Annotated in this window: 13 protein-coding genes; 6 read left to right on the forward strand and 7 right to left on the reverse strand. The window is 40.3% G+C overall.

The features are described from left to right. Positions 1-2: 2 nt before the first annotated feature. A complete protein-coding gene (ilvB, locus tag LI112_RS07000) occupies positions 3-1,721 on the reverse strand; it encodes a biosynthetic-type acetolactate synthase large subunit (protein WP_144369103.1) in 1,719 nt (572 codons plus the stop codon). Between the two features lie 317 nt (positions 1,722-2,038). Here ilvB and LI112_RS07005 point away from each other — a divergent pair, with 317 nt between their 5' ends. From LI112_RS07005 to LI112_RS07025, 5 genes are all read left to right on the forward strand, one after another. Beyond that, entirely contained in the window at positions 2,039-2,956 is a 918-nt protein-coding gene (locus tag LI112_RS07005; RefSeq protein WP_005427443.1) for a radical SAM protein, read from the forward strand. Further along, entirely contained in the window at positions 2,957-4,519 is a 1,563-nt protein-coding gene (rlmD, locus tag LI112_RS07010; protein WP_227190417.1) for a 23S rRNA (uracil(1939)-C(5))-methyltransferase RlmD, read from the forward strand. 31 nt (positions 4,520-4,550) lie between these two features. Next, positions 4,551-4,922, forward strand: a complete 372-nt coding sequence (locus LI112_RS07015; protein WP_156734028.1) for a TnpV protein — start codon at positions 4,551-4,553, stop codon at positions 4,920-4,922. Between the two features lie 383 nt (positions 4,923-5,305). After that, positions 5,306-6,160, forward strand: a complete 855-nt coding sequence (locus LI112_RS07020; RefSeq protein WP_156734030.1) for a hypothetical protein — start codon at positions 5,306-5,308, stop codon at positions 6,158-6,160. Between the two features lie 273 nt (positions 6,161-6,433). Further along, positions 6,434-6,850: a YjdF family protein gene (locus LI112_RS07025; protein WP_156734032.1), complete on the forward strand. Its 417-nt coding sequence runs from the start codon at positions 6,434-6,436 to the stop codon at positions 6,848-6,850. Between the two features lie 149 nt (positions 6,851-6,999). On the opposite strand, the gene mobQ is transcribed toward LI112_RS07025, so the two are convergent. The 6 genes from mobQ to LI112_RS07055 all read right to left on the reverse strand — a co-directional run bounded on the left by mobQ (position 7,000) and on the right by LI112_RS07055 (position 12,137). Next, on the reverse strand, positions 7,000-8,709 hold the full coding sequence (mobQ, locus tag LI112_RS07030; protein ID WP_227080757.1) for a MobQ family relaxase: 1,710 nt from the start codon (positions 8,707-8,709) through the stop codon (positions 7,000-7,002). A gap of 137 nt (positions 8,710-8,846) precedes the next feature. After that, on the reverse strand, positions 8,847-9,068 hold the full coding sequence (locus LI112_RS07035) for a DUF3847 domain-containing protein (protein ID WP_227080756.1): 222 nt from the start codon (positions 9,066-9,068) through the stop codon (positions 8,847-8,849). Positions 9,069-9,237: 169 nt separating this feature from the next. After that, positions 9,238-10,095 (reverse strand): ATP-binding protein, encoded by an 858-nt coding sequence (locus LI112_RS07040; protein WP_227080755.1) that lies wholly within the window; start codon positions 10,093-10,095, stop codon positions 9,238-9,240. Further along, positions 10,092-10,808, reverse strand: coding sequence for a replication initiator protein A (locus tag LI112_RS07045; protein ID WP_227080754.1), 717 nt, complete (start codon positions 10,806-10,808; stop codon positions 10,092-10,094). Before LI112_RS07045 ends, LI112_RS07040 begins: the two co-directional genes overlap by 4 nt. A gap of 24 nt (positions 10,809-10,832) precedes the next feature. Then, positions 10,833-11,216, reverse strand: coding sequence for an adenylate cyclase (locus LI112_RS07050; protein ID WP_227080753.1), 384 nt, complete (start codon positions 11,214-11,216; stop codon positions 10,833-10,835). 3 nt (positions 11,217-11,219) lie between these two features. After that, positions 11,220-12,137 carry a ParM/StbA family protein gene (locus LI112_RS07055; protein WP_227080752.1) on the reverse strand — a complete coding sequence of 306 codons (918 nt, stop codon included), beginning with the start codon at positions 12,135-12,137 and terminating at the stop codon, positions 11,220-11,222. Between the two features lie 289 nt (positions 12,138-12,426). Between LI112_RS07055 and LI112_RS07060 the strand changes: the two genes are divergently transcribed. Beyond that, a complete protein-coding gene (locus tag LI112_RS07060) occupies positions 12,427-13,110 on the forward strand; it encodes a response regulator transcription factor (protein ID WP_227080751.1) in 684 nt (227 codons plus the stop codon). Positions 13,111-13,131 lie beyond the last annotated feature (21 nt).

Below are 13,131 nucleotides of genomic sequence, written 5' to 3' on the forward strand. Positions count from 1 at the left end.
TCCTAACAATCCATGATCAGATCAGCGAGTGTACCACCTGGCTTGACCATTGGATACACCATTTCTTCTGGATCAATGATAAATTCAATCACGGTAGGTACTTTGGTACTCTTTCGTGCTTCTTCAAAAGCTACTGCAATTTCCTCACGTTTCGTTACACGGATTCCTTTGGCACCGTAACTTTCAGCAAGCTTAATAAAGTCCGGAGTATATTTCGGATATTCTTCCCCGTTAGTACGACGGGACAGTGCACCGGATCTTAAATTGGTCATGGAGTAGCGTTTTCCGTAGAAAAGTTTCTGCCACTGACGAACCATTCCAAGATAAGTATTATTAAAGATACAATTGATGATCGGCAGTTCTTCGAGTACTGCCGTTGCCAGCTCCTGAATATTCATCTGCATACCACCGTCGCCGGAGATTGAAATAACCGGAACACCCGGATTACCAATCTGAGCACCGATCGCACCCGGAAGGCCATAGCCCATGGTTCCAAGTCCACCGGACATGATAAGCTTGCGGTTTTCAGTAATATCAACGAACTGGGAGGTAAGCATCTGATGCTGTCCGACATCTGTAACGATGATTGCCTTGTCGAATTGTTTATTGATCTCATTGAAAATATCAAGAGGTCCCATCAGAGGACGATTTTTCATGGAAAGTGGATGTTCATTTTTCCATATGTCAATTTCTGTACGCCATTTTTTCGTATTGCATTCTGTTACATATTCGGCCATTTTAGTGATGGCTTCTTTTGCATCGGCAACAATCGGAACATCTACATGAATATTTCTGGAAATGGAAGCCGTATCAATGTCGATATGGACAATCTGTGCATTTGGAGCAAATTCATGAAGTTTACCTGTGATACGGTCGTTAAAACGTGTACCGATAGAGAAAAGCAGATCACAGTTGGTAACTGCCATATTTGCTGCATATGCACCGTGCATTCCGAGGTTTCCGATAAAAAGAGGATGCTTCGTAGAGATAGCGCCACGGCCCATGACTGTAGTTACGACAGGAACCTGAGTTTTTTCAACTACAGAAGTAAAAACTTCATTTGCATTTGCAATATTGACACCGCCACCTGCCAGGAACAGAGGCTTTTTTGCCTTTTGAAGCATCTTTAGGGCTTTTTTGAGCTGGCCCATATGTACACTGGTATTTGGTTTGTAGCCACGGATATTTACAGTTTTTGGATACTCGGCGCTGCCAAGTTCTGCCATAACATCTTTTGGAAGATCGATGAGGACAGGACCCGGACGACCGGTTCTTGCAATATAAAAAGCTTCTTTGATAATGCGACCGAGATCTTCACGATTACGGACGGTAACACCATATTTGGTAATGCTTCGTGTGATACCAACGATATCTACTTCCTGGAATGCATCATTTCCGATCAGATGTCTTGCAACCTGTCCGGTGAAACATACAAGGGGAACACTGTCATAGTTTGCAGTAGCCAGTCCGGTAACAAGGTTGGTAGCTCCAGGACCGCTGGTTACAAGACAGACACCGACTTTACCGGTCGTTCTTGCATAAGCATCAGCTTCATGCACCAGAGCTTGTTCGTGTCTTGGCAGGATGATATCGATCCCGCTCTGTCTGTATAATTCATCACTGATATCAATGGTACATGCACCTGGATAGCCAAATAAAGTAGTGACACCTTCTTCTTTTAAGGCTTTTACCAGTAATTTATTTCCTGAAATCTGTCTCAAATAGATTACCTCCTTGATCAAATTTAGTACGGTAAGACGGCAATTTTGCAGAGCAATTTGCTGCATAAAAAAATCCCAAGCATATAAATACTCAGGACGGAGACCCGCGGTACAATTATGTAAATAATTATAAAATAAGAAGATATATTTGTCAACGGATGGCAAATGGAATTCGGCGGGACCTGAATTTTTTATTTAAGTCAGAAGTGAAAGTGGAAAAGGAACGGAATTTATGGTATCCTTACAGTTCAGGATATGTGATACACTTAAGAACTTTTGGATGTGAGAGAACTATGGACTATAGGAGATAAAAACTCATGGATGTAACAGATAAAATCAGACCATGGATGAAAGAATGCCGACTCTGCCCACGTAACTGTGGTGCAGATCGTATGGCCGGTCAGAAGGGATTCTGTGGTACAGATACAGAGATCATGGTTGCAAGGGCTGCTCTCCATATGTGGGAGGAGCCCTGCATTTCTGGGAAAGAGGGATCAGGAGCTGTATTTTTTTCCGGATGTTCGCTGGGATGCAATTTCTGTCAGAATAGAAGAATATCCAGGGGCCAGAGGGGAAAGAAGATTACACAGGAACACCTGGTAGAACTTTTTTTTCAATTGCAGGAGCAGGGGGCAAATAATATTAATCTGGTAACGGCAGGTCATTTTTTACCACAAGTTGCTGTTGCTTTGGAAATGGCGAAAGAACAGGGATTACATATTCCGGTTGTGTACAACAGCAGCGGTTATGAAAAAGCGAAGACTCTAAAAATGCTGGACGGGTTGGTAGATATTTATCTCCCAGATTTTAAATACATGGATGCAGTTTTGGCAAAAAAATATTCTCATGCGCAGGACTATCCGGAAATTGCAAAAGAAGCTCTGAGTGAAATGGTCCGACAGGTTGGGGAAGCAGAATTTGACAGTCGTGGTATGATGAAAAAAGGAGTAATCGTCCGTCAGTTGTTATTACCGGGCCATGTAAAAGATGCAAAGAATGTGTTAAAATATCTCTATGAGACTTATGGTGACAGGATCTATATCAGTATGATGAATCAGTATACGCCGATGCCAGCGATGAAGGATGATCCGCAGTTATCAAGAAAAGTAACGGACAGAGAGTATGAACGATTGATTGATTATGCGATTTCGCTTGGACTGAAGAATGGATTTATGCAGGAAGGTGAAACAGCAAAAGAAAGTTTTATACCGGAATTTGATGGAGAGGGAGTATAAATGGCAGAGAAAAAAATAGGAAAAAAATTTGTTCAGAAACCGAAGTTTAGGAACGAGAAAAAATATAAAACAGATAAAACAGAAGTTAAGAAATATAACACTTTCGGGAAAAAAAAGGCAGAGAAAAAAATTGTTGTAAAATCAGAAAAATCACTTTGTCCGGTACATGGAAAATGTGGTGGATGTCAGCTTCTGGATATGCCATATGAGAAGCAGTTGAAACAAAAGCAGAAGCAGGTAAGTAAACTTCTGAAGCCATACTGCAATACAGAGAAGATCATTGGAATGGATAATCCGTTCCATTATAGAAATAAAGTACATGCAGTATTCGGACATCGGAAGGATGGTACTGTGATTTCCGGAATTTATCAGCAGGGAACACATTTTATTGTACCGGTAGATGAATGTCTGATTGAAGATAAACGTGCAGATGCGATCATCCGTGATATTCGTGATCTTTTGAAATCTTTTAAGATCAAAACGTATAATGAGGATACTGGCTATGGTCTGTTCCGCCATGTACTGGTGCGAACCGGACATCACAGTGGACAGGTGATGGTAGTGCTTGTACTGGGATCGCCAATCCTGCCATCCAAGAATAACTTTGTTAAGGCACTTCGGAAACTTCATCCAGAGATCACGACGATCATTCTGAACGTAAATAATCAGAAGACGAGCATGATCCTCGGAGAAAAAGAAATAGTACTGTACGGTAAAGGGTACATTGAAGACGAACTTTGTGGACATATATTCCGTATTTCATCCAAATCTTTCTATCAGGTAAATACAGCCCAGACAGAGAAACTTTATACAAAGGCAATCGAACTTGCTGGTCTTACAGGCAAGGAAAGAGTGATCGATGCATACTGTGGAATCGGAACAATTGGCTTGATTGCCAGTGATAAAGCGAAGGAAGTTATCAGTGTGGAACTGAATCCGGATGCAGTAAAAGATGCAATTGTGAATGCGAAACGTAATGGAATTAAAAATGTGCGTTTTTATCAGAATGATGCTGGTGTATTTATGCGTCAGATGGCAGATGAGGGAGAAAGTGCAGATGTTGTATTTATGGATCCACCACGAAGCGGCAGTGATGAGAAGTTCCTGTCATCGGTTGTGACATTGAATCCCAAACGCGTTGTTTACGTATCCTGTGATCCGACCACGCTTGCCCGTGACCTTAAATATCTGACCAAACACGGATACAGCGCCGTTACTGCCGTACCGGTTGATATGTTCCCTGCGACGGAACACGTTGAGACGGTTGTTCTTTTGTCCCAACAAAAACCAGATGACACGATAGAGATCGACTTAGACCTGGACGAGCTGGATGCCACCAGTGCCGAGTTGAAAGCAACCTATCAGGAAATTAAAGATTATGTGCTGAAAGAATTTGGCTTGAAGGTTTCAAGTTTATATATTTCTCAGGTAAAACGCAAATGTGGAATTGAAGTGGGAGAAAACTATAATCTTCCAAAATCAGAAAATGCAAGAGTTCCGCAATGCCCGAAAGAGAAAGAAGATGCTATCAAGGCTGCCCTGAAATATTATGCGATGATCTAAGGACATCGCTGATTTCAAGGAGGAATAACACATGAAAAGCACATTTGAAAAAATGGGTGGAACCTACACACTTGGCGCAGACGGAATTTACTATCCGAATCTTGTCAGTACAGATGAAGAACCGCATTATGGGAAATATGGAATGATGCGGAAAACATATCTGAAAGAGCATCGTCCGGCAATGTATTCACTGTATATGCTGGAAGACAGACTGACAGAACATCTGAATACTGTGGACGATGAAGCACAGGAGAGAATGGATATTCTGGTGAGTCAGATGATGGAGAAGCAGGGCATTACGGAAGAATTGAAAGCTCGTGATCAGATGGAATGGGTCAGAGCGGTAAATAATATCCGGAATGCAGCAGAAGAGATTGTGTTGAAAGAATTAGTGTATATTTAAAGCGTGGAAAGCTCCTTCGGGAGCTTTTTACCGTTTCTACAAACAATTTTTTCATGTGCCGGGAGGCAATCTATTTACATGGAACAGATGCAGAGCGAGAAAATATTGGAAGGTTATGATTCTTGATCAGCTTTTTTTGCTCTTTTGAAGATAGTAAAAAAACAAGTGATATGGTAAAATAATACTGTTAGATTGAACAGGCAGAAACGAGGAAAGTTGATGAATTAAGAAATGTAATTGCAAATCAATTTGCCTGCGAATATAAGGCTTATGGCTTTGGGGAAATCTGTAATGCATTCATTGATGATTTGATTAGATTAATGGAAAATAGTATTAAAAATGAACAAGGCAATTTTTAGTTGACACAAGGAGAACGGAAAAATATGAAAAAATATTACGCAGAAAGACATGGTTTACTTACAAAGCAACTACAGATAGATTTTGATGAATTATTACAGTATTTCAGACAGGTATATAAATATTTTTGCGATAAAGAGTATTTTGAAGTGGCTACAAGAGGAGTGTGGAGGCAAATTCCCTATACGCAGGATTCGGAGCAGATTTTACCACCAAGTTTGTTGCCATCACCGGAAGTGTATTTTGCAACATGCTTACAGGATAAAGAGGTTTGGCCAATTTGGCAATATCTTGAAGAATATGATGAGCAGACATTGTTTTCAGTGATTGAGATTTTATACGACCATATTGGTGTTTATAACTATGAAACAGATCAGTTTGAAAATGAAGCACAAAAGGAAGAATTTGCTGAACAAATTAATAATATCTTACGTGCATATAAAGAGGGATATTATCTTGAACCGACAAATGGATTTATAATGCAAATACCTAACGGTGCGTTGCGTGAACAGTTAGAATATGACGGTTCTGATTTACCCGATTCAGTATATGAGCAATTAGCAACAGCTACAGAAATGTATTATCGTTTTGATGCCAATTTGGAACAGAAAAAGAAAGCTATTAATATTCTTGCCGATATTTTGGAAAGTGAACGTGAAGAAGTAAAAGATACTTTAAATGCTGAGTATGAAGTTCCTAAAAATGAACATGATAAGTTGATTTTTGGTATAGTTAATGGTTATAATATTCGCCATAATCGTGCAGATCAAAAGGACGATTACAGCAAAGAAATATGGTATGATTGGATGATGCAATATTATACAAGCGTAATAATAGCATTTTACAAGTTGCAAAATAAGCATACCGATATTGATTTTTAAATGGTGAGTTAAATGATATCTCCTTAAGTGGAGTATAAATCTTTTCTCAAAATGTGATGGTTTCGCTATTTAGCATAAAAAGCAACTTAGAAGTTACAGAATTAAGTTAATTGTGCCATATGGCTTGATTATAAAAGCAAAGATAAAAACGCAACGTACATCTTTGATGTGCCAGAGCCGGTAGGTAGCCCGGCCGTCCTATGTAAATAGGGTAAGTAACCTGCCCCTCCGGGTTGTCCATTCTTTGTTCAATCAATTTTAGGAGGGATTCTTATGGACAAAGTAAATGGAAAGCTGACAGTATTTTTTGAAGAGCCGTTTTGGGTGGGTATATTTGAACGCATCGAAGATGGTAAACTATCTGTGGCAAAGGTAACATTTGGTGCAGAACCAAAAGATTATGAAGTACAGGAATATATTCAAAAGTGCTATTTCAGTTTGAAATTTAGTCCGGTTGTTGAAACTGTTGTAAAGGATATCAAAAAAAATCCGAAACGGATGCAGCGGGAAGCAAAAAAGCAGATGCTGGAAATAGGCATTGGTACAAAATCGCAACAGGCGTTGAAATTACAGCAGGAACAGAACAAGCAGGAACGCAAAGAGAAAAGCCGGAAGAAAAAAGAGGCGGAAGAACAGCGAATGTTTGAACTGAAACAACGAAAGAAAAGAGAAAAGCATAAGGGACATTAAGGTCCCTTCAGGCTGTAGACAAAACCTTGCAAAAGCAGGGTTTTGTCTACAGTTTGGGTGTATGGAAGTTAAATCCATATGCTTTTTTTAAAGAACTCATTTTTGAACAAAAGATTTGTAAAAACATATTATCTTCTATTCAAAGACGGTTACAATTCCATATCATAGGACTTTTTCTTAGCTCTTGCAGGCTGATTTCGCCGCATTTCCTGTTCTCGCTGATATTTAAGTTCCCATGCACGATGGGAGAAAACATCAGGATCTTCCACATTAAGATAATCCACCTCATTGGCGGCAATATCACGGCGGTGATAGTCATAATACTTACCAAAAGTACCTTTGAGCTGCTCGATCAGCTTATCCCGGAAAGCAGGACGTATCTGGATTCTGGTGTCCAGCAATTCTGTATACTGTTCAGGTTCAGGACGAAATTTTTCTTCCCGGAAAGCGGCGGCATCTTTTTCAAGCTGTTTTTTGAGCGAGATGTCCTGAGAATCCAGGATATCAAGATTGTTATTCATCTGGTCGTATTTCTTGGATAGATTCGTCATATCTTTATCGGTAGAGCATTCTGCCTGGAAGATTAGCTGCTCTTTCCTTGATTTCAGTTCTTCGATTTCTTCGGTAATAGTGATAAGCTGCTGATTCAATTTTATATGCTGGATGGGATTCAAAATACTGGTTTTCTCTTTTTTCACATTCAGTTCTTTCCGTTCTGTAACTTTAGTTTTGAGTTTCTTTTTAACGGTGTTGTATTTATTCAGTATTGGATTAAAATGATTCATCCAGTCATGGATCACTTCTTTTTGCATCTCATTGTGGAGCAGATGATATTGTGTAAAAATCATGTGATTTCGGATTGCTTCCAATGTTTCTGCAATTATTGGAATAGACTTTTCTACAGCTTCAGCCAGTTTTGCTACTTTTGCTTTTAATTCTCGGAGCATTTTGTTATCCGCACGAATCTGACGGTTGATTTCACAGCGGTCTGCTATCATGCCTTTCTTTTCCATATTTTGGGCAATGTAGCCTTCATGGATGGTTGGCTGTTCGGTGATTCCCTGATTTGCAAAGCTGCGGTGATCAATGGTGGCATTTATCTGATTACGTGCAAGCATTTTATTTACGGCATCTGCCCAGTTTGCTCTCCAGATATGGAGTTGTTCATCACTGTTCCATTGTTCGGAAATAGGATTCTGTCTGCCATATCGGCTGCTCTTAGGATGTTTATCAATCCGTTCATATCCTTTTTCCTGTGCGGCAGAGGAAGTCAGATATTCTTTCTTTTTCCCAACTTTATAGCAATATTGCTTTTCCCATCCCTGTTTCTGAGCAGTTTTAAATTCAGAAGCAGTAAATCCTTTTTCTTCTCCATCTTTGATACAGAGATATTCTTTTTCTGTTTTATACTGCCATGTTCCATTTTCATTTAGTGGTCGGACAGTAAGAAGAATGTGTGCGTGGGGATTGTGACCATCTGTATCGTGAATGGCAAAATCGGCACACATCCCCATATCTACAAAATTCTTTTTAATAAAATCCTGAAGAAGAGAAATATTGCTGTCTTTATCCAACTCAACAGGGAGTGCGACAACAAATTCTCTTGCCAGTCGGCTGTCTTTGGTCTTTTCGGTTTCTTCCACAGCGTTCCAGAGTTGTTCCCGGTCAATCCATTTGGATGGAGCAATTGGAGGAAGCATCACTTCCTGATAGATTAGCCCATGCTTTCTGGTATAGTCATGCTGGATACCATCATAATCATTGTACATCCGGCTACAACTCATATAAGCAGAAGCAGCAACAGCAGACCGACCGGAACCACGGCTGACGACTTTGGCTTGCATATGATAAATTGCCATATCTGGCACCTCCTTTCGATGTTGCCTGCAACAGCGGATAAAGCCCTCGGCAGAGCGCACGAGCCCCGAAGGGGATACCACTGCCTGATTTATCAGGTGGTGAGTAAGTGCGCCCTTCGGGAGTAGAACTTGTGTGTTTATAGTCCTCTTAGCCGAATTATAAGTTCCCGTTTTAGGGTATCTAAATCCATTTCTTTAATATGTGGAGCAATGCTTTCAAGAATCGCCCCTTCTTGAATCAATCTGCGTGTTCTGGCATTACGTTCCTTTTTACGGTTTCTTGCTTCGATTTCTTCCAGTCTGTGTTTTGCTTGCAAAAGTACTTTTTCTTCTGGTGTCATAATTCTTTTATTTGCCATATCTGGCACCTCCTTTTTATGCCCGTATCCGGGCACTTTAGTTTTAAAATCTTGTGGTTTGGTACTATAGTTTTAGATAACTGACAGTGGCAGGTCTCCGGTGATAAATAAGAAAAGAAAGTAGTACTACTGTCAGTGAAAAATAGTTATTGTGCGCTACTGTTTTGTTTCAACTCTGGTTTGAAGTGTGGTTATCCAACAGGATTTTTTTCGCTTCTTTTAAATTAGCTGTTGCATTGTCCTGACGGATATTCCGGTTATTGATACGGATGGGAACACATCTCTCCAAAATACGGTCATAAATTCGTTTGTGTGCGATATCAGCGGCGTTATTCAGCTCTGATAAAGTGAGATTGGTCGTTATGATCAGGGGTTTTTTACTGCGGTAACGACTGTCAATCACATTGAATACCTGTTCCAGTGCAAAGTCAGAGTTTCGCTCAATTCCGAGGTCGTCAATAATCAGAAGACTGTAGCGGTTTAAGCTGTTGATGAACTGGTTTCTGTCTTCAAAATGCATCCCGGTAAGTGTATTCAGAATCCGGGAAAAGTTGGTCATCAATACAGGGACGCCTTTTTCCAGAAGGGCATTGGCAATGCAGCCTGCAAAGAAAGATTTTCCAGTACCGACATCGCCCCAGATGAGAAGTCCGGAAGCGTTTGCTTTCATCTCTTCCCAGTTACTTACATAATTGTGTGCCAGTTTCATTTCCGGATTGATGCCGTTATCTTTGGCAAAGGTGTAGTCATAGAGTGCTTTGTCCTGTAAGCCGCTGGTTTTGAGATGCTCTATTTCCATTTGCTTTTCATGAAGTTTTCTCTGGGCGTCTTCCTGTTCAAAGATCTCCTGCTGGCACTTACAGCGGATGGAAGGAATAAGAACCTTTCCTTGTAATTCATGTCTGCACTGCCTTGGCGTCTTGCATTTGGAACAGTAAATCAGGTGGTTTGTTTCGTTAAAATATTCATCAGACTGAAGTTCTCTGCTTGGTGTTATGGATGTTGGTTTTTCTGTAAATTTTGTCATAATGTCTCGTATTCCTCACTTTCATAATTTCGTTGCCGGGAAGTGGGATGATCCTGTCTTGCCCAGTTGATGATGGTAGCTGCATGGTTTTGGTATTGCTTTCCGGTAGAAGCCATATAACCGGATAAGCGTTCCATATAATCCTGCCAGTCAGGTATTGTCTGCCGGATATCTTCCAGCTCCTTCTCTGACAGAAAAACATTCTGAAATTTTCCATAGGGTGAGCGTGACTCTTTGCTCCCTCTTATTGTTAGATTCTTTTTATTTCTCTCTTTCTTATTACCAGACAGTTTTCTGTCTGTATCAGGGAAAGAATCCTGTCTGTCAATAGGAAAGTTTTCTGTCTGTCTTAGGGAAAGAAATCTGTCTGTATAGCTGATGGTTTCTTTCGGGATTTTTACATAAATCCGATTAGGGTGTCCGGGTCCCTGCCGTTTTCGGAAGATAAGCTCTTGTTTTTCCAGTACTGCCAGAGCAGTTTTCACCGTCATCTGGCTTTTGTGGAGAACTTCTGCCAGTGCTTCAATCGTAAAGTAAATGAACACATGACCATTTGTATCTGACCAGCCCTCATTTTTCTGGGAAAGCCTTGCACGGTCGAGCAGGATCATATAAAGCATTTTGGCAGTTTCATTTATTTCCATGTCCAGAAGAAAACGGGGAAACATCATATAAGATGGCAGGCTTGTGTCTGCTGTCAGAAAGTCCGTCATGTGTTCACCTCCAATCACAATGGTTTATTCTCCAAGAAAATCCCAGTCTATATCACGATCCGGCTGTTCTTTTTCAGGAGCTGGAAAGGGCACCCTGATGGGGGATTCCCTTTCCAACATGCCTGCAGTCAGCCCGGACAGAAAAATCGGCAATGACTGTTTCAGGCTGTGTTCCACTGCTTCTACAATCTGTTTCACAAAAAGTTCTTCCCGTTCCCTTGTTTCCAGATAGGGATCAGCCTGAGTGCGGTAGTAGCGGTCAAAATAATCGACCAGTGCAAGGGAGATTACCTGGCTGTAAGATTTAAAATTTTGTCTGTCCATCGTCTGTAAATATTCCCAGGCTCTCCGCTGCTGGTCTTTGTCCAGATTAAATCGCAGGTTTGTGTTGCGGATATGGTTCTGCATGGCTTATCCCCTCCTTTTCAGGCTCATATAAGCCAGAGATTCATAACCTTTGGCAGTGGCACAGATATCATCAAGGATGGTAACTCGTGCTTTGTCATACGTTCCAAAGTTACGGATCAGGCATCCACCGCCTCCGACCACATACAGGCGCATCAGGTCAGGATTGTATTCATATTTGCGGAGTGTGGCAAAAATATCTGTGACATACTGTCTGGCAACAGCAGTAATACAATCCAGATAAGGCGCTGAAATGTCAGCGGTTCCAAAACGTAGAATCTGCTCTACGGTGGATTCCTCAATCTTTACTCCGAATTTGTCCAGAACAGCGTTTTTAGCGGCAATCATACATTGGTTTACGCCGAACTTTTCTGTCCAGCACTGGCTTTCCTGAGCTTTCTTATTGTTGATATATAGAATATTCATGGTTCCGTTTCCGATATCTGCAAGAAGATTGGTTCCCTTGAAATCTCCAAGCCGGTTTACAATAGCCGGATATCCCTGCGGGTAAAGGCTGCATCCCACAAAGCGGATATGATACTCTTTGCTGTTAAATCGGTAATGGACTTCAGGATTCTGGAGCAGATAGGAACGGAAATCTTCCCTCTGGTTTCTGATCCATGTCAGAGGAAGCCCGGCGGCCAGATGAACGTCTGCTTCACGGATAGAAAAGACATTCAGTTCCCTTGCAACTGCCATCAATGTCAGAAGATAATATTCTTCGTCCATAGCCTTATCAGGGATAAATTCTTTGTGCCCTTCGCCAATCCGGTAGTAGATGCCGTTATATTCCAGAATATTTCCGGTGAAGATTGGTTCTGTTTCGTAGGCTTTGATTCCGGTTGGTGTGACGGTGTTTGCTGTTTTCATGTTGCCGTAGCCATGATCTACAGCAATGATTTTTGTGTTTCTGAGTTCTCGCATAAAAAATACCTCCATTTTCGTATTGATTGATTCAGCAGGCTGTACCGATGTGATACTGCTTTGCTGTGAGATAAGCATACGAAAATTGGAAGGGAAAGACATTGAAGGGAAATTGAGCTGGAATTGAGAAAAAAGCAGATAATGAAAATATTTTTCAATTTAGTTATGTAACTATTTTTATTGAGTGTATTAAAATGAAATGCTATAATATGGAAAAATGCTTTATTATGAAAAAACAGATGTTGCATGTACCAAGAAATAATAATGCTTAATTAGGCAGGAGAGAAAAATGTACCATATTTATGTAGTAGATGATGATTTGACGGTTCAAAGAGAATTGAAGGTATTGCTTGAAAATCAAGGATATAGGACAACAATTGCCCAAAAGTTTACGTCTATTCCAGAAGAAATAGAAGATGTTAAACCAGATTTGATTCTATTAGATATTTCGTTACCGTCTGTAGATGGGATTATGTTGTGTGCACAAATACGTATGTTATCAGAGGTTCCTATTATTTTTGTCACTTCACAAAATTCATCGGCAGCTGAATTAGAATGTATGTTGAGTGGAGGAGATGATTTTATTGAGAAACCATATCGACCGGCAGTGCTATTGGCCCATATTTCAGCAGTACTGAGAAGGACTACAAAAAGAAGTGAGAATATACTTTCGTTTGAGGATTTAGAGTTGGATGTAGTCGCTGCGAAGTTGAAACATTACCAGAATGTAGTGGAGTTATCAAAAAATGAATTGCATATTCTACGTTATTTCTTTGAGCATAAAGGCGAAGTTGTATCAAGGGAGGATTTGATGAATGATTTGTGGGATAATGAGAGTTTTGTTGATGATAATACATTAAGTGTGAATATTAAAAGAATTAGAAATAAACTAGAAAGTATTGGGGTATATAATGTAATACAAACAAAGAGAGGAATGGGGTATATTTTACAGGAAAAAACAAAATTGAAATGACAAATTTTGGGAAATTTAAAG

The sequence above is a fragment of the Blautia sp. 210820-DFI.6.14 genome (genome assembly GCF_020558815.1).
Taxonomy (GTDB): domain Bacteria; phylum Bacillota; class Clostridia; order Lachnospirales; family Lachnospiraceae; genus Blautia_A; species Blautia_A obeum.